General features: G+C 62.7%; 12 protein-coding genes. All 12 read right to left on the bottom strand.

Going from position 1 to position 20988, the window contains the following annotated elements:
* Nucleotides 1-1797, bottom strand: a 1797-nt coding sequence (locus BMZ40_RS10455; RefSeq protein ID WP_092375067.1) for a chemotaxis protein CheA, incomplete at its 3' end; no start/stop codon positions are given.
* A 21-nt stretch (nt 1798-1818) separates the two neighbouring features.
* On the bottom strand, nt 1819-2181 hold the full coding sequence (locus tag BMZ40_RS10450; protein WP_092375064.1) for a response regulator: 363 nt from the start codon (nt 2179-2181) through the stop codon (nt 1819-1821).
* Nucleotides 2178-2495, bottom strand: coding sequence for an STAS domain-containing protein (locus BMZ40_RS10445; RefSeq protein WP_092375061.1), 318 nt, complete (start codon nt 2493-2495; stop codon nt 2178-2180). Before BMZ40_RS10445 ends, BMZ40_RS10450 begins: the two co-directional genes overlap by 4 nt.
* A gap of 102 nt (nt 2496-2597) precedes the next feature.
* Nucleotides 2598-3089 carry a chemotaxis protein CheW gene (locus tag BMZ40_RS10440; RefSeq protein ID WP_092375059.1) on the bottom strand — a complete coding sequence of 164 codons (492 nt, stop codon included), beginning with the start codon at nt 3087-3089 and terminating at the stop codon, nt 2598-2600.
* Nucleotides 3090-3108: 19 nt separating this feature from the next.
* Nucleotides 3109-4773: a methyl-accepting chemotaxis protein gene (locus BMZ40_RS10435; RefSeq protein ID WP_092375056.1), complete on the bottom strand. Its 1665-nt coding sequence runs from the start codon at nt 4771-4773 to the stop codon at nt 3109-3111.
* A 159-nt stretch (nt 4774-4932) separates the two neighbouring features.
* Nucleotides 4933-6885, bottom strand: coding sequence for a methyl-accepting chemotaxis protein (locus tag BMZ40_RS10430; RefSeq protein ID WP_092375052.1), 1953 nt, complete (start codon nt 6883-6885; stop codon nt 4933-4935).
* 132 nt (nt 6886-7017) lie between these two features.
* Nucleotides 7018-8124, bottom strand: coding sequence for an HD domain-containing phosphohydrolase (locus BMZ40_RS10425; protein ID WP_092375050.1), 1107 nt, complete (start codon nt 8122-8124; stop codon nt 7018-7020).
* Between the two features lie 214 nt (nt 8125-8338).
* The gene (locus BMZ40_RS10420) at nt 8339-9739 is read right to left on the bottom strand and encodes a sigma-54-dependent transcriptional regulator (RefSeq protein ID WP_092375047.1); all 1401 of its coding nucleotides are present in this window, start codon (nt 9737-9739) and stop codon (nt 8339-8341) included.
* Nucleotides 9736-11394: a response regulator gene (locus BMZ40_RS10415; protein ID WP_092375044.1), complete on the bottom strand. Its 1659-nt coding sequence runs from the start codon at nt 11392-11394 to the stop codon at nt 9736-9738. Before BMZ40_RS10415 ends, BMZ40_RS10420 begins: the two co-directional genes overlap by 4 nt.
* A gap of 135 nt (nt 11395-11529) precedes the next feature.
* Nucleotides 11530-13128 carry a sigma 54-interacting transcriptional regulator gene (locus BMZ40_RS10410; RefSeq protein ID WP_092375039.1) on the bottom strand — a complete coding sequence of 533 codons (1599 nt, stop codon included), beginning with the start codon at nt 13126-13128 and terminating at the stop codon, nt 11530-11532.
* Nucleotides 13129-13154: 26 nt separating this feature from the next.
* The gene (gene pbpC, locus BMZ40_RS10405; protein ID WP_245751085.1) at nt 13155-15536 is read right to left on the bottom strand and encodes a penicillin-binding protein 1C; all 2382 of its coding nucleotides are present in this window, start codon (nt 15534-15536) and stop codon (nt 13155-13157) included.
* Nucleotides 15533-20890, bottom strand: coding sequence for an alpha-2-macroglobulin family protein (locus BMZ40_RS10400; RefSeq protein ID WP_092375036.1), 5358 nt, complete (start codon nt 20888-20890; stop codon nt 15533-15535). The genes pbpC and BMZ40_RS10400 overlap by 4 nt, the downstream gene beginning before the upstream one ends.
* Between the last annotated feature and the right edge of the window lie 98 nt (nt 20891-20988).

Below are 20988 nucleotides of genomic sequence, written 5' to 3'. Positions count from 1 at the left end.
GCCGCGCAGGTTGATCAGATCGGCGCGGTCCTTGTCCTTGCGGATGAGCTCCACGCATTCTTCCACGGCGGACAGGGGCATGATGAAATAGCTGTTCTCGACCTGAACTTGCAAACCGTCGATGATGGCCAGGGTCAGGGGGATGCGCACGGAGATGGTCGTGCCTTGGCCGGGAACGCTCTCCAGGGAGATGCGGCCGCGCAGGGCGTCGATGTTGCGCTTGACCACGTCCATGCCCACGCCGCGCCCTGAAACGCTGGTGACCTTGTCGGCCGTGGAGAAGCCCGGCGCGAAGATGAGCATGAGCGCATCCTTGTCCGACATGAGCGTGTCCGCAGCGATGATGCCTTTTTCCACGGCCTTGGCCCGGATGCGTTCTGGGTCGATGCCCGCGCCGTCGTCGATGATGCGGATGAGCACCTCGCCTCCGGAGTGCTCGGCCGAAAGCTCTATCAGACCCTCGGGATTCTTGCCCCGGGCCAGGCGCTCCTCTGGGCTCTCGATGCCGTGGTCGATGCTGTTCCTGAGCAGGTGTACCAAGGGATCGTTCAGGCGTTCGATGACGGTCTTGTCCAGCTCGGTGTCCTCGCCGTGGGTTTCAAGCACGATGCGCTTGCCGAGCTCCTGGGAGAGGTCCCGGACCAGGCGTTTGAAGCGGCTGAAGGTCGACCCGATGGGCAACATGCGGATGCCGAGGGTATTGTCGCGCAGTTCGTCGGAGAGCCGCTCGATTTCTTCGGAAATGGCTTGCAGCCTTGCGTCGCTTTGTTCGCTGGCAAATTGGGTCAGTCGCGCCTGGGCCGTGACCAGCTCTCCGACCAGATCCACCAGATAATCCAGCTTTTGCGCCGGGACGCGGATGCTTGAAGTCTGCTGGGCCTCGGCGCTGGCCGTCTGGCGCAGGCGCTTGACTTCCTGCTGCTCGACCAGGGCCGCCTCGACTTGACTTGCGCTGACCAGTCCCGCCTCGGACAGAAGCTGTCCGATGGGTTTGCGCTCCAGCAGGATCCGCTCCAGGGCGTCCTTGGTGATGTCGTTCTTCTCGACCAGGATCTGGCCGATGAGCTTGTAGGATTCCTCATCGATGCCCTGGCAGCTTCCGACCATCTGGATGGTCAGGTCGCTGTCTTCCTCCACGAAGATGAAGACGTCGCGGATTTCGTCCTCGCTGCCGGTCGTGGTCAGGATGATGTCCCACCAGACCAGGCAGTCCTCGGGATTGAGCTTGGGCAGGGCGGGGATGTCCTTTAAATGCATGATGACGTGGTGCTCGCCCATCTCGCACAGCTCTTCCAGAAGGGAGGCCGGGTTGGTCCCGCTCATGAACAGGTTTTTGGGTGGGGCGAAGCGGATGCGCCAGGTACGCAGGTTCGGGTTCATGGCGCACGTAAGCGGTTCGCGGGTTGGCGTGGCTTCGAGGGGCTTGTGTTCCGGATTGAGTGCCCTGAGCCCCCGGATGACCTCCTCAGCCCCCGGGCCCGAATCTTTTCCTTCGACCATGGCCAGGATGTGGTCCCTGGCCAGGAGCGTGAGGCTCAATAGTTCCCTGGTAACTTCAATATGGCCCGTCCGCGCCAGATCGAAGACCGTCTCCACTTCGTGGGTGAAAGAAGCGACATTCTCGAAACCGAACATGGCGCCGGAACCCTTGATGGTGTGCATGGCGCGGAAGACCCGGTTGATGACGTTGTCATTGGTCGTGTCCGTTTCCAGTTCCAGCAGCGAGGTTTCAAGCTCGCCAAGAAGCTCCAGCGCTTCTTCCTTGAATGCCTGACGGTGCATTTCTTCTCTGAACATCTCTGACTCCGGGTTGATGGGCTAGCGCAGCAGCTTTCTGGCAACGGCCAGGAGCTGATCCGGTTTGAAGGGCTTGACGATCCAGCCGGTGGCTCCGGCCGATTTTCCCTCTTCCTTGGCAGAGGCCTGCGATTCCGTGGTCAGCATGACAATGGGCGTAAACTTGTACTGCGGCGTGGCGCGCACGGCGCGGATGAGTTCGATGCCGCCCATGCCGGGCATGTTCAGATCGGTCAGGATCATGTCCACGGGTCCGGACAACTTGGCCATGGCGTCTTTGCCGTCGCGGGCTTCGATGACGGCGTAACCGGCGTCCTTCAGGGTCAGGCTGACCATCTGGCGGACGCTGGCCGAGTCGTCGACGGTCATGATGGTCTTGCTCATGCATTGTCCTCTGTTCGGGTTGAGAGTTCCCTGATGATATCACCCGCTCCCAGAACTCCGGCAGTGTCGGTCACGTGCAGGGGCAGGTTTGCAATCCTGACGTTCCTGTCCGGACATTTGAGCAGGGCGGACAGGATCTGGACAAAGGAAAGGTCGATCCGGGCCGATTCCCCCAGGTCAATGGTCATGGCGTTCTCCCGGGACAGGCAGGTCAGCAGTTCGGCGTGGATTTCCCTGGAATGTTCCACAATGAGGTCGCCGGACAATTTTACGACCACATGTCCTGGATCGGCCGTGACGGTGCACGAAAACATCGAAGTCTCCTGGCGGGTGTATGTTCTTTCCGTTCCACCGGACCGCAAGGGTCCCTGTGGCTCGGAATCGGGGGTTGGGGGGCGCCGCAGGGGCGCCCCCGGTTACGAGTCGGTTTCGAGGGGTTCGGCCTCACCCAGCAAGCAAAGCTCCTCGGACGAGAACACCTTGCCGATGTCGAGGATCATGATGAATTCCTCGTTCTGCTTGCCCATGCCTCGGATGAAGTCCGCGCGGATGGCCGTGCCCATGCGCGGCGGAGGCGTGATCTGGTCGTTTGCCATCTCGAAGACTTCGAGCACGGAGTCGACGATGGCGCCCACGTGGCACTGCTCGCCTTCAATTTCCACATCCACGATGATGATGCAGGTGCTCACCGTGTCCGCGATTTGTGGCAAGTCGAATTTGACGCGCAGGTCGACCACGGGCACGGCGTGCCCGCGCAGGTTGATGACTCCGCGCAGAAACGGCGGGGTCTTGGGGATGCGGGTCACGGGCACGAGTTCGATGACCTCGCGCACGAACCCGGTTTCGAGGGCGAAAACCTCATCACCCAGGGCGAAGGTCAGATATTGCAGGATAGTGTTGTCGTTCATTGCTTGTCTCGTCCTCTGGTTAGAAGCGTTCGAAGTCGTCGTCTTCATCGTCGCGTCCCATGTCCAGGGCAAGACCGCTGGCCGGGGCTTTGGAAACCAGCGCCTTTGGGGTTTTGCGGGCAGGCTGCGGCCGGGTCAGGCGAGTCGTTTGACGGACCGCCCTGTCCGTATCGACGCCGAGACGGAAGAAGCTGATGGTGCTTTGCAGTTGCTCGGCCTGGCTGGACAGCTCCTCGGAGGTGGAGGCCATTTCCTCGGAGGCCGAGGCGTTCTGCTGGATGACCTGGTCAAGCTGCTGCAAGGCTTTGTTGATCTGTTCCGCACCCGCGTTCTGCTCGTTGGAGGCGGCGGAGATCTCCTGCACCAGTTCGGCCGTGCGCTGGATGTCCGGGACCAGCTTGACCAGCATTTGGCCAGCCTGATCGGCAACGCTCAGCGTGGAGGAAGACAGTTCGCTGATCTCGGCCGCTGCGGTGCCGCTGCGTTCGGCCAGTTTGCGCACTTCGGCCGCGACCACCGCGAAGCCCTTGCCGTGTTCACCAGCGCGCGCAGCCTCGATGGCGGCGTTCAAGGCCAGCAGGTTGGTCTGACGGGCGATCTCTTCGACGATGGAGATTTTCTCGGCGATGTTCTTCATGGCGTCCACAGCCTGGACGACTGCCTTGCCGCTTGCGTCGGCGTCATGGGCCGCCTTGAGGGCGATTTTTTCGGTTTGTCCGGCATTGTCGGCATTTTGCCTGATATTGGCGGCCATCTGTTCCATGCTGGAGGACACTTCCTCCACGGAAGCGGCCTGCTCTGTGGAACCCTGGGAAAGCTGCTCGGCCGAGGCGCTCATTTCCTCGGAACCTGACGCCACGTTTTCAGAGGCGCCTTGCACCTCGGCCACGATTTCACGAATACGTTCGCACATGCGTTTGATGTCGGCATAGACGCCGATATGACGCGTGGTGTCGTTGAACGCGATGGCCAGGTCGCCATTGGCGATCCGTCCCGCGACGGTGGCGATGACGCCTGGTTCCGTGCCCAACTGGCGAGTGATGACCCGTGCTACGAGAAAGGCCAGCAGAACCCCGACAAGAATGGCGATGGTATTGGCGATGATGATGGAGGTGCGGGCGTTGGAGTATATCACGTCGGCTTCGGCGCTGGCGGCATCGGAGGCGTTCTTCTGGATCTGGATGATTTTTTCCAGAGCCTCTTTGGCAGCATAGTATTCGATCCGAGAGGTGCCGCGCATGGCATTTACCGCTTCTTGAGTCTTGTTGGCACGTGAGAGGGCTACTATCGCTGTGTTTTCTTTTATATAAAGGTTCCAGTGGTTCTTGTAACCCTCATAAAGGCGACTTTCTTCTTCCAGGCTGGGTAGTTTTTCATACATAGCCCTGATATTTTGTATTTCAGCCTTGTATTGCTCGATACGCTGTTCGTATTGAGCCATATCTTTTTCATTTTCTGAGATGGCATGTCCATATTCTGCATTGCGAACTTCGAGGATTAGCGCATTAAGCTCTCCACAAGCCTGGACGCTGGGAAGCCAGTTGCCACTGATTTCTGTGGATTTCTCGTTGACCCGCGACATCTGGGTGCTTGCAAACCAGCCCAGGCCGGCCATGATGGATAAAGTGATGGCGAAAGAAAGCAAAAGCTTGCTCATGATGCGCATGTTGATGAACCATTGCATGGGAAATCTCCTTGTACGTGTTTGGTTACGGGTGTTGACTGTGAAAATCATGGACGCGGACAGCCACCATGGCGGGGTGCTGCCGTCCCGGCCTGTATTCTGGATTCCGAGTCGTGGAGCCTCGTCGTCCAGGAGAACTGGCCTGCTGCGTGCCGCCGCCTAAATCTTGAATTGCCCCACCAGACCGTTCAGATCTTCGGCAAGCTTCGAGAGCTCCTCGGCGCTAGTCTGAACCTGTTCTCCGCCGGAGCTGATGTCGTTTGTGACCGTGTCGATGGCGTTGATGTCCCGGGTGATGTCCCGGGACACAGTGGACATTTCCGTGGATCTGAGGTTGGCGTCCTGGACGTCTTCGGTCGCCTGGGCGATGTTGTTCGCCACTTCGCGGGTGACGGCGGACTGCTCCTCGATGGCGGCGGCTATGTTTCCGACAATGGAATTCACCTCGCCGATCACGTTCACGATCCGGTCGATGTCGTTAACGGCGCTGCCTGTCGCGGATTGGATACCGCCGATGCGTTCCCTGATGTCGCTGGTCGCTTCGGCTGTCTTAAGCGCCAATTCCTTTATTTCATTGGCGACTACGGCAAATCCACGACCTGCATCTCCCGCCCTGGCCGCCTCGATGGTGGCGTTGAGGGCCAGCAGATTGGTCTGCGACGAAATGGCGGAGATGGTCTCCGTGACCTTGCCGATCTCTTGCGCGGCTTCGCCAAGGTGGCGCAGCACGGAGGCGAAACTGTCCACCTGGCTTGCCGCGCCTTCGGTCGTGGTGTTCGCGCGTTCCGTGTTTTCCGCGATTTCGCCAATGGTGGAAGTCATCTGTTCGGTGGCTGCGGCTACGGAAGCGAGGTTTGACGTGGTTTGCTCCATTGCTGCGGCGACGGATGCTATGTTGGAGCTCATTTCCTCGGCGGCTGAGGCCACCGTGAACGTCTTGGCGGACAGGGCGTGGACGCTTTGCGTCGACTGGCTGCTCACGGCCGAGAGTTCCGTGGCTGAGGAGGCCACGGTCCGGGCGTTGTCGGCGATGCTGCCGATGATGATCTGGAGTTTTGAGACGAAGTTGTTGAAGTATTGGGATAATTGACCGACTTCATCGTTTGCTTCGACAGGCAGCCGTTTGGTCAGGTCGCCTTCGCCTTCGGAGATGTCCCTCAGCAGGTTGGCGCAGGTTTTGACCGGGCTCAGGACCGCTCTGGCGATGAGCAGCGCCATGCCGATGCCGACCATGAAGAACACCACGGAAGCCAGCCCGATCATCCAGCGCATTTCGTGAATCGGGGCCAGAATCTCCTCTGCCAGGCCTCCGACGGCGATGGACCACCCTGTGCCCTTGATGGGGGCGAAGCCAAAGAAGCGGTCCTTGCCCATGAACGGATACTGCTCGAAGTCGGTCTCGCCCTTGGTCATGCGCTGAAGCATTTTCGCCACGGCGGTGAATTCGGGATTGGTCTTGCTCTCCGCGATGAAGTTGCGTTGTTCCAGGACGAACTGACGATCGGCGTGGGCGATGGCGGTCCCTTGGTCATCGACGATGAAGGAATAGCCGCTCTGGCCGTATTTGATGCCGTCCGTAATGTCGCTCAGCAGATTTGCGTCGAGGCGTGCGACAAGAACTGCCCGGACGTTCGAAGCATTGTCGGTGATCGGCGTTGCGGCCATGATGACCGGCGTGTTCGTCACCTTGCTGATGATGACGCTCGAGAACCCTGTCCGGCCAGACATGGCCTGTTTGAAGTAATCCCTGTCGCTCAGGTCGGCTCTGCTTTCGTCGGAGTAGCGGGCCATGCCGTCCGCATCGACGATGCCCATTCCCTGATACTTCATTCTGGCGATCTCGCTCTCCAGAGCCGGCCGTTGCAGCGCCCAGTCCATGGACCGGATCACGTGGCGATTGGCAATGCCCTGCAGAACTACGACGTGGTAATCCAGGCGGTTTTTGGCCAGCTCGCCGCCGTATCTGGCCACGGCGATGATGTTCTCCTCGGCCTGGATAAAGGCGGCGTGCTTGGCGCGGTTGAAAGCGATGTAGCCCAGTCCGCAAGAAACCAAGCTCACAAGGAGCAGCATTCCACCGATCAGTTTTGTTCGAATCGTGAATTTTGCCATGAGATGTGTCTCCGCATTGTGCAATTTGTTTAACAAAGTATTGTTGGCTGCAAAGTTTGCTTTGAAGTGTTTTGTTTCATGTATTTTTGGATACACTTGGCAGTTTTTGTTATGTATGAATCTCGAATGAGGTTATGGATGCGTGTTTTCATGGTCTGCAATATTTTCGATATGTTCGTTTCTGGCGATGGCGGAGAGCACTCCTGATTTGTTTGCGGCGATGAAGGCACAAGCGCAGAGAGGGCAGATCTGCTTGCCGGCTTCTCGGATGATGTGCGCCATGGCCTGTTCGTGTGGAAGGGCTTGCCGGTATGGGCGGTCCGAGGTGAGGGCTTCGTAGATGTCCGCCACGGCGAGAATGCGCGCTTCGAGCATGGCTTCGTCGCGTTTGAGCCCGCGCGGATATCCCGTGCCGTCGTAGCGCTCATGGTGCTGGAGCACGATTTCCGCCACCGGTCCGTGGAAAGGGATGTCCTTGAGTATTTCAAAGCCTGTTTCCGGGTGGACCTTGACCCTCTCGAATTCTTCCTGCGTGAGCCTGCCCGGCTTGTTCAGAATTTCTCCGGGAACACTGATCTTGCCGATGTCGTGGAGGTTCCCGGCCACGCGCAGGGTGTCGATGCGGTCCCGGGACAGACCCATGGAATGGCCAAGGGTCATGGCGATACGTGCCACCCGATCGTTGTGTCCGGCGGTGTAGGGGTCTTTCTGGGCCACGATGACGCCCAGGGCGTTGACCGTGGATTCAAGGGCATTCTTGAGTTTCGCGTTGAGATCCCGCAATTCATGCGTCTGTTGTTGAATTGCGTCTTCCAGGGCGGATTTGACGAGGCGGTTTTCCCGATGCAGGTGCGCTTTTTTCATGGCCGCGTCGATGGCGTGCTTGATGCGGTCCATTTCCCGCACCGGCTTGGTGATGAAATCACTGGCTCCTTCGCGCAGCATGCACAGCGCCTCTTCCAGGTTTGCTGTTCCGGATATGATGATGACCGGGGTGTCGGGCGCGACATTCTGTAACCGCGTGACGACTTGATTCCCGTCGCCTCCCGGCATGCGCAGGTCGGTGATGACGATATCGGGCCGGGCATTATCGAAAATGCGCAACCCCTCGGATGAGGATTCCGCTTCGAGAACCGCGTAGCCGCTGTCGCGGAGGTAGTCGCCAACGATCAGACGGTTCATCCGCTCATCATCGATGAGCAGGACCGTGGGCGTTGTTGTTTGGTTCGATGTGTCCATGGGGCACCTCCTGGAATGCGATTACCAAGAGACGTGCCATTCTATTTTTGTGCTTAAAGATGATTTAAAACAGCGTGTTGGGAAAGCGGCGCGAAAAAGAGGGCGGTTTATGGAATCAACGTATCTTTATGTTCCATATGTCGCGGGAGCCGCAGGCCGTGTGGGCCGAGGGCGGAAAGGAAACTCAAGATTTTGGAATGGGATCAACGTATCTTTATACGGACGAGGACGATCTGCGTTTGAGGCGTGAATTCAGGGCCTGCGGCGTGATGCCCAGGAGTTGGGCCGCCCGACGCTGATTGCCTCCGGCGCGTTTCAGCGCTTCGGCGACAAGGGCCTCGGAGCCTTCCTTCAGGGTTGGAAGGCGCGGAACGTTGGAGAACACGTGATCTGGAGCGCCGCTTTGCCGCGCGGGCTGGATTTGGGACAGTTTCTCGGCCAGGACGTTGAGGGAGAACTGGCCGTTTTGAGATCTTCCCGCCGTGTCGAGGATCATGGCTCGCAGTTCACGGATGTTGCCGGGGAATGCGTATCCACCCAGGAGTTCGAGCACGCGGGCCGGGAATTCGATGGCGTGCCCGTAGGTCGTTGCGGCCTGGGCCAGAAAATGATCCGCCAGGGGGGCGATGTCTTCAGGGCGATGTCGCAGGGGAGGGATGGTCAGGGAGTGGGTGGCGATGCGGAAATAGAAGTCGGTGCGAAAGCGCTGAACTTCTTTCAATTCATCGACTGGTCGATTGGTGGCCGAGATGATTCTTGCGGTCAGGGGTTTGGGCCGATCCGAACCCATGGGGTAGAATTCCCTTTCCTGCAGGACGCGCAACAGTTTGATCTGGGCCTGCAAAGGCAGGTCTCCGATTTCATCCAGAAAGAGCGTGCCCCCGGCGGCCCGCTCCATGAAGCCGCCGCGCGCCCGGTCCGCGCCGGTGAAAGCTCCCCGCACATGGCCGAAAAGGGAGTCGGAAAAGGCCTGATCGTCAAGCCCGGCCACGTTTACGGCCACGAACTCTCCCTTGCGGGCGCTGGCATTGTGGATGGCCCGGGCCAGCAGCTCCTTGCCCACACCTGTTTCCCCCATGATGAGCACCGGCTCCGGGCTCGTGGCGATGGCTTCACAGTATTGGAAGATGCGCAACATGGCCGGGCTGTGCGTCACGAGCTCGTTGAAAGCTGCGGATTTGGGCGGGGCGGGGTTCAGGAATCCGGCGGAAAGATTGTGGCGCTCCCGGCGCATGGTGCGCAGTTCGAAGGCCCTGGTCAGGGCGGAGACGATGCGCTCCGAGTCGGCGGGCTTGCGGATGTAGTCATAGGCGCCTTTGCGCATGCATGAAACAGCCAGGTCCACGTCGTCGACCCCGGTGACCATGATCACGGGCAGGTCGGGCTGGAGGTTCAAGAGCCCTTCGAGGATTTCGTCTCCCTTGCGGCCGGGCATGAGCACGTCCAGGAGCGCGGCCTCGACTTCCCTGTCCCGGGCGATATCCAGCGCCGCCGAGCCGTCGGGGCAGAGGACGGTATTGGTGATTCCGGCCAGGGCCAGCGTGACCCTCAGGCTGGCCAGGATTTCTTCTTCGTCGTCCACCAGCAGGACGGGATGAGCGGGATAAAGGTTCATGCTCCCGTCTCCATTGCCGGAAGCGTCACCCGGGCCAGGGTGCCTCCGCTTTCTACAGGTTCAAAGCAAAGTTCCCCCCCGTGGGAGTCGATGATGGTCTTGCTGATGGCAAGCCCGAGTCCGAGCCCGCCGCAGTCGCGTTTGGTGGTGAAGAAGGGGTCGAAGATGTGTCCCATCACTTGCGGGGAAATTCCCGTCCCTTCATCGTGGACTGTCAGCTCCAGCTGGTGTGGACTCTGCCTGCGCAAGCGGACATGGATGCCTGCGTTTTTGTCCGGCAGGGCTTCGGCGGCGTTCATGAGCAGATTGATGAAAACCTGTTCCAGCTGTTGTTGCCTGCCTTTCACCGGAGGAAGATCCTCTTCGATGCCGACTTCCAGGCGGTCGGTCGCGTTCTTGAGCTGGTTGTGCAGCAGGGAAATGGCGGCGCGGAGGACATCTCCCACGTTGACCGGCACGTCGAAGCCCTGGGTGTCCGTCCGGGCAAAATCCTTCATGTACTGGACAATGTCGCGGATACGGTCCGAAGCTCCGATCATGCCGCCCAGCAGGCGCGGTATTTCCGTGTCGAGCTGCCCCATGCTCATGCCGCCGATGGATATGGCGGCTATTTCAGGGCTCGACTCGTCAAGCTGTTCACGGAGCAGCTTCCAGATCTGCTCCAGGGCCTGGGCGTTCAATCGCAAAAGATGATTGGGGTTGTTGATCTCATGCGCCACTCCGGCCGCCAGGGTTCCGAGTGAGATCAACTTGTCGGCCTGGATGAGCTTGCGCTGATTGTCCTTTTCTCTCTCGGCAGCGGCGACGCGCTCGGTGATGTCTTCGGTGATGCCCGCGACGCGGGTGAAGACCCCTTCGGTGTCGGCTATGGGGAATATCTTGGATCGAAGCCAGCGGATCTCTCCGTCGGGCCTGATGAATTTGAAATATTCATCGGCGGAATATTCAAGAGTTTTAAGCTGGTAGAAGTGCCGGGCGCGATCACGGTCATCGGGATGGATGCGGTCGGCCAGATTCCTGATGTCGTGCATAATTACTTCCTCGGACACGCCGAGAATGTCTTCGCAGGCCTTGCTGACATAGAGCATGCGTGGGGGATTGAGCTGCTGGAGCCAAAAGATCTCTTTTATGTTTTCGACCAGTTGGCGAAAAAGCGCTTCGCTTTCCCGGAGCTTGCGGTTGGTTTCGGCCAGTTCGGCGGTTCGTTCGAGAACCCGTCTTTCCAGTTCCCGCGCATATTCGCGGCGCTCCTGAAGCAGATCGAGGCGTTCCCAGGCCTTTTCCAGGGCCAGGTCGAGGAGGGCGAAATCGAGGATCGGCTTGGTCAGAAAGTCTGACGCCCCGGCGCGCAGAGCCTTGATGACGTCGTGCATGTCCCCGGCTCCGGAAACGATGATGACCGGGATCTCGGAAGATTTTTCCCGGATTCCGGCCAGGATGGAATGCCCGTCCATGTCGCCGAGTCGCAAATCAAGAAGAACCGTGTCATGACGGTCGATATCGAGCATGCGCAGCCCTTCCGCTCCGCTCGGGGCCTCATCGACGCTGTGCCCGCTGTCCTTGAGATGGTCGGCGACGGTCAGGCGGATGAACTCCTCGTCCTCGATGATGAGAATGGATCGGTGGGATGGCTTGGATTTGGTGCTGGACTCCATGATTCACTCTTTTATCACCGAGAGGCGTGAAGGAAAAGAGGCAAGGCTGATTGTGGTTTGGTGCGGTACGCGACCCGTTTTCGCCATGGGTTTGAGGATCGCCCCAAATTTTTCCTGAATCTCGATGCGTTGAATCTATTCGACGCGCAGCGGCCTGGACACGCGCAGGCCGTGTTTCTTGATCTTGTTCAGGATGGCAGTGTGGGACAGGCCCAGGGTTCGGGCGGCCTGGCGGACGCTTTTGGCCCGGGTCAGGGTGTTTTCAAGGATGTCTTTTTCCAGGCGGTCCAGCTGCTCCTTGATGGGTTTGCCCGGATCGGCGGTCTGGACTTGCCGGGTCTGGCCCGGGATGCCGTCGCCAAGCTCGTGGGCCAGGATCAGGAAGCGTTCGTCGATGTTCTCCGCCGGACAGAGGATGGCGGCGCGATCGACCACGTTCTTGAGTTCGCGTACGTTCCCCGGCCAGTGGTGGGCGCGCAGCTTGGTCAGGCCCTTGGCGGTGACGGCCTTGACCGGACGACCCATGCGCGAGGCCAGGGTGAACAGGAAATGTTCGGCCAGCAGGCCTAAGTCGTCCAGGCGTTCCTGCAGGGGCGGGATATGGATGGGCAGGACGTTGATGCGGTAGTACAGGTCTTGCCGGAAGCTTCCTTCCTCGACCATTTTCTCCAGATTGCCGTTGGTGGCGGTAATGATCCGTGCCCGAATGGGGATCTCCCGCGATCCTCCGATGCGTCGTACGCAGTGGTCCTGCATGACTCGCAGGATCTTGGCCTGGGAAGCCAGTGGCATGTCGCCGATCTCGTCCAGAAAGACGGTGCCTTCCCTCGCGACTTCGAACAGGCCGGGCTTGCCGTCCCTCAGGCCGCCGGTGAAGGCTCCGCCCACGTAACCGAAGAGCTCGCTTTCAAGCAGCTGTTCGGGCAGGGCCGCGCAGTTGATGGGCACAAAGGGGCCGGGTCGTCCGCTTGCCGTGTGCATGGCCCGGGCGAAGAGCTCCTTGCCCGTGCCGGACGCGCCGCGAATGCAGACGATGGAGTCCGTGGCCGCGATGAGCTGGGCGTAGCCGATGAGGTTGTTGATGTTCTGGTTCTGCCCGACGATGTCCGAGAAGCTGATCTGGGCGGGCTCGGAGATGCTGCGGGCCAGCATGCGGATCTCCTGCATGTCCTTGGCGATCTCCACCGCCCCGATGATGTGCCCCTGGGCGTCGCGGATGGGGCGGCAGGTGGCGAAATACTGAAAGCGGCCCGAAGGCGTGACCAGGGTGCGCTTTACGTCCCCGCTTTCTCTTCCGGCGAGGCTGTCCAGAATGGCCGTATCCCCGAGTTCGAGTTCGCGCACGTCCATGCCGGGCACGCTGTCCTGGTCCAGGTTCAGGATCTGGCAGGCCGCGGCGTTGATGGTCGTGACCCGTCCTGCCGCGTCCACGGCCACGACGCCGTCGGCGATGTTGTCCAGAACCACGCGCAGCCGCCTGGCCTGTTCCTCCTGGGGCAGGGTGTCGATGGCGCGGGAGGTGAGCAGGCCCGGGATGTCCCCGAGAGCCTCGGGCAGGTCCGTGGGCAGGGCTTCGGGCTGCCGGTCTTCCGCCTCCACGTAGACATGGGCCAGATCGTCCACGCGGTCCACTTCCATGGCCACGATATTGAACTTGCGGTCGGCGATGCGGCGGGACAGGTCGGCGACGATGCCGACGCGATCCTGAAAGACGAGATGCAGCTTGATGGCCATGGACCCTCCGGGATGAGCCCTGCCTATCAGGGCTCATCCGGGCTGCCAAGGCCAGCCTTGGCTGCCCGGCGCACCGTGAAGGTCGTGCGGGCGCTGCGTCCGTAATCGTCGGTGACCACGACCTCGTGCGTGCCGCTCTGCAAGGGAACGAAGCAGGGCGTCTCGGGAGCGGTTCGGCCCACGTGGCGACCGTCCACATACCAGTAATGAACCGTCGCGCCCGCTGCCCCGGCCGCGGACAGCGCCAGACGCTGAAACTCCGGGGGCGCGTCGGGGCGGGCCTGGTAGGGCGTGCTCGCGGATGGGGACTGGATGACCGGTCCGCCCTCATCCGGCACGTCCGGACAGTCGGGGTCGATGCCCGGCAGCCCCGGCAGGCTGAGGCCCTGGGCGCGGCGAAAGGCCACCAGCTCAGGGGGCCAGATCAGCGCGGTCTCTTTTCGCGAGTCCTTCATGAGCAGGCAATCCCCGTGCAGACGCAGGCCCGACCCGGGACTGACGAAGATCTCTTTGTGCATGCCGCAGGCCGGGAGCATGGTCACTCCGGCGATGGCGTCGGCCGTGCTGAGCGGACAGCCGGGGCCGGGGCGTTCCCTGCTGACGGCGCAGACCTGAATGCGTTGCAGCGCGGGGGTGGGGAAAGAGGGCAGGCGCGTCGTCCCGGGGGAGAGGGCCCGGAAGAGATCGAAGAGCAGGGGACCGGCGTGGCGCGCCCCCGAGATGTTCATGCATTGCGAACCATCAGGATTGCCGACCCAGACCCCGATGGCCAGGTCGCGACTCACGCCCACGGCCCAGGCGTCGCGGTGTCCGAACGATGTCCCGGTCTTCCAGGCGACCTTGGGCGCCATGAGGGTGAACTCCCAGGCGTCGGGCAGGTCGGGTCTTCTGGTCGTGGCCAGGATGCCAAGGGTCATGGCCGAGGCTTCGGGGGAGAAAAGCCGGACGTCCTTTTCGCGCTGGTCCGGGCCCCCGGCCAGGGGAGAAACGGGACGGTGCAGCCCCGCCGCGGCCAGGGTGGCGTACAGGTTGGTCAGCTCCAGCAGCCGCACCTCGCAGCCGCCCAGGGCCATGGACAAGCCGTAGTGGCTCGCAGGTCTGTCCAGGGTGGAGAGGCCTCCCTCGCGCAACAGTCCGTGGAAGGGGACAAGCCCGCAGCGGTTCAGCAGGCGCGCGGCCGGGACATTGAGGGATGTGGCCAGGGCCGTGCGCGCGCTGACCAGGCCCTGAAAATTCTGGCCGTAGTTTTCCGGGACGTAGCCTGCGAAATCCGTGGGCACGTCGAGCAGCATGGAGTCGGGCACGAGGTGCCCCTGGTCGAAGGCCAGGGCGTAGAGAAAGGGTTTCAGGGTCGATCCGGGCGAGCGCCTGGACAGGGCATTGTCGACCTGCCCTTGCCGGGAATCATCCCAGAAGTCCGCCGATCCGGCGTAGGCCAGGATCTGGCGGCTTTTTATGTCGAGTACCACCGCCGCTGCGTTGCCGATGGCCTGACGACGCAGACCGTCCATGCGTCCCTTGACCAGGGCCTCGGTGATGTCCTGGGCGCGTCTGTCCAGGCTGCTCAGGATCACGGGCGATTCGGGAAGGCGTGAACGCACCCAGCGGCTAAAATGCGGCGCGTCCTGCGGCACGGCTACGCGGCGGCCGGGCAGCGGGCGGGTCTTGCTCTCGGCCACGCGCGCCGGATCGAAGACGCCATGCGCGGCGAAGCGGTCCAGGACCCGGTCCCGGACCTCCCGCGCGAGGCCGGGGTTTCGGATCGGGTTGTAGCGGGTCGGCGAGCGCGGCAGGACCGAGAGCAGGGCGATCTCCCCGAGGGAGAGGGTGTCCGGAGCCTTGCCGAAATAATGCCAGGCGGCGGCGCCTACTCCGACCACGTTGGAGCCGAAGGGCGCCAGGTTGACGTACCAGAACAGAATCTTTTCCTTGGGATAATGCCAGCATAGTTGCAGGGCGCGCAGCGCCTCCACGACCTTGGCCCCCAGCGTGCGCGGGCGCGGGTCGGCAAGGCGCGCGACCTGCATGGGGATGGTCGAGGCCCCGCTTATGATCCGTCCGTGCCGGACATTGACCCAGAGCGCGCGCAGTACGGACAGCGGATTGATGCCCGGATGAAGGTGGAAATGGCGGTCCTCGGAATCAATGAGGGCCGCGGTCAGGTCCGGGGAGACTTCGCTCAAGGTCAGGGGGAAGCGCCACATCCCGTCGGCGGCCAGAAAGAAGCGCAGCGGCTTGCCGTCCCGGTCCAGAACGCGGACGGCGGCCGGGGCCTCAAGACGCTCCACGGGAAAGGGGAAGATGCGGTCCAGGAGCATGGCCAGACAGGCCAGGAGCCCCAGGATCAAAACGAGGATCGCGGCGGCCTTGCGCCATGGAGCCGCCGCGATCCATCTGAGTCTGCTCATGGGACCGGCGTTTCCCTCTGGACGGTGATGGCCTCAAGCGCGCCACCGCCGCGCAGGCCGGGATGGTACATGGCCTCGGCCTGCACGGGGGGCAGGGCGAAGCGGCCCGGAGTTACTGCCCTCAGCACACTGTAGCGTGTCTTCCAGCCGTTTCCATCAAGGTTGGTGAAGACGAGGATGCGGTCGTCGCGCAGATCCTGATGGCCTTCCATGAGGGCTTCTTCCGCCATCCAGTCCAGCCGCTCCGTGGTCGCCAGACGCGGATTCTCCACTTCCAGGCCTGCGGGCAGGAGGCTCTGCACGACCACGTTGTCGATGCGCCCGGAGGTGCTGCGCACCCTGGTGCGCATGACGATCAGATCGCCCTGGCGTACGCCGTTGTCCACCAGCGCCTGCCCGTCTTCGCGCAGCAGCGTCTGATCCACCTCGATACCCCGGCTGAAGGCGGCATGGGCCGCAGTCTTCGGCGTGGTCGAGGTCAGCACGGTGGCGAAGACGGTCCGGTCGGCAGGCGTTTTTTCAAGGGTCAGCGCGCCTGCGGTCGGGATGTTCTCCCGCATGAAGAGCATCGTGTCCCCGAAGGTCTGCGCTCCGTCCGTCCAGGCCAGGGTGCCCGCGAAGGGACGTCCGTCATCAAGGGCGGCCAGATATTTGCCGAGGGCCATGAAGGCCAGGCTCGTCTCCTGGGTCGAATGCCATTCGCCCCGGCCAAGTTCCCCTGAAATCCGGGTCATGAGTTCCGGCAGCAGGGGATCGTCGGGCACGCTTTCAAGGAGAATGAGCGCGATGAGCGCCCGGTCGCGCAGGCCCGAGCCAAGGTTGCCCCCGCTCTCCCGGCGCTCGTCGTCGACGGCCGGAGCCGCGTGCAGGAGCGCAAAGCCCGCGCCGTGGTTGTTTGTCCGCAGATAGGCTCCGGCCAGAAGAGTCCTGGCCACGCCACTCAGGGACTTGTCAAAGGTCGCGCGCAGATAGTCCTGACTGCCAAGATTGGGCTTCTTGCCCAGCGCCAGGACATAGAGTGCGTAGGCGGCCTGTTCGATTTTTTGCGGCGTGCTCCCCGGTTCGGGATTGGCCAGTGATTCAAGATGGTAGAATGCGCTTTCGAGCATGCGCTCGGGGATCGTGTGTCCGGCCAGTCGTGCTTCCAGCAGGAAGTGGCAGACATAGGCCGAGACCCACGGGTCGGGATCGCTGCCTCCCGGCCAGAAGGCGTAGCCGCCGGACGGGGTCTGCATGGTCTGCAGGCGGCGGATGGCCGCCTGAACCAGCCCGGCCGGACCTCCGGCATTGAAGCGTCCCGGTGCCAGTTCCCGGGCCAGGGCCCCGAAGTGCAGCAGCGGAAAGGCTTTGGACACGGTCTGCTCGGCGCAGCCGTAAGGATAGCCGAGCAGATTCTCCAGATGCCCGGAGTAGCGCATGAGCGGCCGGGTGGAGAGGTGTACCGTGCGCTTGACCGAGCCCGGCAGGAAGCTGTCCGGCACAGGCGCGCCGATTTCGCCCGACGCCGCATCAAGGGCCGTGGTCTCCATGGTTCGGGTCACGGGCAGGGGCGAGCGCTGATCGAGCTCTTCCCCGGCCGTGGCGGTCTCGCCGCCTCCCGTGGCGATGAAGCTCAGGGTGACCTTGCCTTCCTCCGTGCCGCAGCGCAGGGGCAGATAGACGGTATCCTCCTGTCCGGGTTCAAGGGTCAGGGGGCCGGGCATGGCTCCAAGCGTGGCCGGTCCGGTCACGCTTGCGTCGATGCGGAAGGAACCGCCGGAGGGTGTGTCGTTGCGCAGGGTCAGGGGGATCTCGATCTCGTCCCCGAGGGACAGAAAGCGGGGCAGGGTCGGGGTCAGAACCAGCGGCGTGCGCACGCGGGTCATGGCCGTGCCCGTGCCGAAGCTCTTGCCTTCGTTGCCGACGGCGACGATGCGCAGCGCTCCCTGGAAATCGGGCAGGCGGACGCGGTGCGTGACGATTCCGGTGTGGTCGGCGTCGAGCACTCCGGACCAGAAAGTCACGGGCTTGACCCGGCGGATGCCTTCGGTGCGCATGAAGGCGGAGGCTCCGCCCAGATCGTCGCCGCCGCCGGCCAGGGGCCTTGCTGCGCCCACGTGCGGGAACATGAAGGCGAAGTTGTCGTAGCTGATCACGTCCAGGGCGCGCTGGGCGTAGAAATGGGCGAAGGGGTCCGGGTTTTTGCCCCCGGCCAGCTGCATGATGCCCTCGTCGACCACGGCCACGGTCAGGCGCGAGCGGGGTTTGGCCTGGACCCGGATTTCAAGATCCGTCAATGGCCGGACCTCTTCCGGGGCGTCAACGCGCAGGTCCATGCGGTTCGAGAGGCTGTCCACGAACAGGGCCGTGGCCCCGAAGGCCCGTCCCGCGCTGCCGGGCGTGATGTCCGTGGCCCGGCGAACCAGGGTGGCCGTGAGATGCACGTTGGGTTGCCAGTCCTCGCGCACCGGGATGCGCAACTGGCCGGTGTTTCCGTTCAACTCCACGATTTCAAGATGTTCCACGTTCCGGCCTTCGACGGTGATCAGCGCCTTGCCCGCGAACGGGGAGCGGATCTGGATGGAGGCCGTCTCCCCGGCCAGATATCCTTCCTTGTCCGGAATCAGTTCCAGACGGGCCGGGTTCTTGACCGCCCAGGGCGAGTAGCCCCAGCCGCCGCAGTAGAATTCCAGCTCCGAAGCCGCGCCGCTGGCCGGGTCGGTCAGGCGCACCCGGTAGGAGCCGTAATCCGGGGGCGTGACCGCGAAAGCGCCCGCGCCGTCACCCGGAGCGATGCGCTGGGTCGAGATTTCCACGGGGTTGCGCACGGATTCGTAACTGAAACCGGACTGCGTCCTGCGCATGACCGTCTGCCACTGGTCCTGAAAGAGGGTCGCGACCAGCTCCGGATGTGCGCTCTTCTTGCCTTCCGGGCTCACCGTCACGAACTCGAACACGGCCCGTTTGCGCGGCTCAAGCTCCATGGACCCTGGCCGCTTGATGCCGGGGTAGATGGTGTAGGCGTGCACAGGGATGCGCTTTCTGGCGGTCACGCCGCGTCCGCCCTGTTCGCGCACGCGGCCGGTGAACTCGGCCCAGAGCGCCAGCGGCGGGGTCAGATCCTGCGGGATGCTCACGTCGAAGGCGGCCCGCCCGTCGGCGTCGAGGCGGGCTTCGGTGGCAAGGAGTGGCAGGGGCTCGAAGCTCTTGCCCGGATCGCCAAAGCTGTAAGCCTCAAAGCCCTTGGGCGCGAAGTCGGCGGCCAGCAGCCGCGCCTTGACCGAGACGGCCAGTTTTGCGGCCGCAGGTCCGAAGAGATAACGCGACACGACTTCGAAGGGCAGAAGCTGGCCCGGTTCGCCCCGCGTCTGGGGCGAGGCGATCTCGACGCTCAGGCGGTCGGGGATGAATTCCTCCACCTGATAGGCGTAGGAGCCGATGACCTGCCCGCCGCTCAGGGCCTGCAGCAGGTAGTGTCCGGTCAGGGACCAGTCCGGGATGTCCAGGCTCAGTCCGGCCATGCCCCGGTCCAGGACCAGGTTCAGGGTGCGCAGCAGGCGCCCCTCGGGGTCGCGCTGCTCCAGGGTCACGGGCAGATCGGGCGGAGTGCCGATGCGTCCGTCACGGACCAGGACGGCGGCGTCCAGGGTTTCGCCTGGGCGGTAGATGTCGCGTTTGCCGTAGATATAGGCCTGCAATCCGGCCTGGCTGATTGATGCGCCGCTGACATCGAGCCCCGTGGTGTCGATGCGGAAGCGGTCCAGAACGATGAAGCTGAAGTCCTCGCCGTGCCGGGCCAGGATCATGGCCGGTGAGCCGAGTTCGTCGTCATGCCCCGCGTAGGGGATGCGCGCCAGGCCGTCGGCGTTGGTGCGGGTGGTGCCGAGGACCTGGTTCCTGAAGCTCAGCAGCGTCAGTTCCACGCCGTCCAGGGCGCGCAGATCTCCGATGGAACTGGCCCAGACCAGAAAGCCCGCGCCGTCCTCCTTGGCCACCAGGCCTATGTCCGTACGCAGAACCCAGCGCGTGGCGCCGCGATAGTCCCCGGGCAGGCTGAGGCCAAGCTTGTAGAGGCCCGGACGCTTGTCGGGGATGAGCTCGGACATGGACAGGGTCCGCTCCTGCACCTTGTTGGAGGCGGAGCTTACGCTGAACGTTTCGCGGTGGATTTCGCTGCCCAGATGATACGGCACCGAGTCCCGGGCGGCGCTGCTGTCGAAGATGGAGTAGCCGTAGTCCTGGAAGAGGGTGCTCAGGTTGTTGGGGAAGACCCGGCTCACGGTCAGTTCCACCGTGTCGGCGTTGACGTATTCGACCCCCAGGAGCCCTTGCCCCTGACGCGGCAGAAACATGCCGGCGGAAGAGAAGTCCACGCTCGGGGGCAGGTCCGGCATGCGCAGATCCTGCCTGAAAGGAGCCTCAAGCACGGCTCCGTCTTCGGCCGCAAGGCCCTTGGCAATGCGGACCGTACAGGTGCTGCCGGGTTCGAGCTTGCCGCTCAGGGACGCAGTCTTGCCGTGGGCCGAGACCGAAATTCGGGTCTCGGGTTCGATGCGCAGCAGCTCGCGCAGGGCGGCGGCGCTGACGGGCGCGGAAAATTCGAGGTCGATGCGCGACTGGTCCTTGTCGGCCTTTGGGCTGACGCCGACGACACGCAGCACCGGGTCCAGGCGCAATTCGATGTCCCGGCGGAATTCCTGTCCGAGGGCCAGGCTCTTTTCGGCCACGGTCAGCTCAGGAGCCAGGCGCAGGGTGAGGGTGCGTCCGGCCTTGTCCTTGCGCACGGGGGCGCTGCGAAAACCGAAGCTGGTCGTGCGCCACTGGGTCAAAAGCGAAAGCTCGACAGGGGCGCCATCAGCTTCGCGCAGGCTCATGGCCGCCAGCAGATTCGTCGGGTCCACGGGCGCGTTGAAGACGACGCGGCCCTCCAGTTCGACCATGTCCGGCCCGGCTTCCGAGGCCAGTTCGTTCACGGTCATCTCCTGCACGGCAAAGCTTCCGGTGCGGATGAGCCGGGTGCGTTCCGCGTTCAGGATTTCATCCGGAAAGACTTCGGGGCTCAAGGTCAGGGAGTATTGCATGTCCAGCGGCAGGGGCGTCTGGGCCAGGAATTTCAGGGTGTAGGGATTGGTCCACACCCATTGCCCCTCGGCCTTGGGCTCGATGTCGGCCGGCGGCGCCTGCGCGCGGACCGTGTCTGGAACGGGCTGGTCGAATTCCACTGCCAGGGTGGTGCGCATGGCGCTGTCGAGGCTGACGCCGATCACGGACAGGGCCTTGGGCTCGTCGCTTGAGTCCTTGTCCAGGAGCAGCCAGGCCTGGCCTGCGATGACCAGAAGGAGCAGGGCGATGATCCAGTTCTTGGGATTGGACATGAGAACCTCACGCGCGTGATTGAGTGTTGCGGAACTGATGATCTGGCAAGGACCGGCTCAAAAAGCAAGGGTCGTCTTTTCAACGGGCGGGCTTTGCT

It is taken from the genome of Desulfomicrobium apsheronum (assembly GCF_900114115.1).
GTDB lineage: Bacteria > Desulfobacterota > Desulfovibrionia > Desulfovibrionales > Desulfomicrobiaceae > Desulfomicrobium > Desulfomicrobium apsheronum.
The sequence above is the reverse complement of the archived record's forward strand: the minus strand, read 5'-3'. Positions and strand labels throughout refer to the sequence as shown.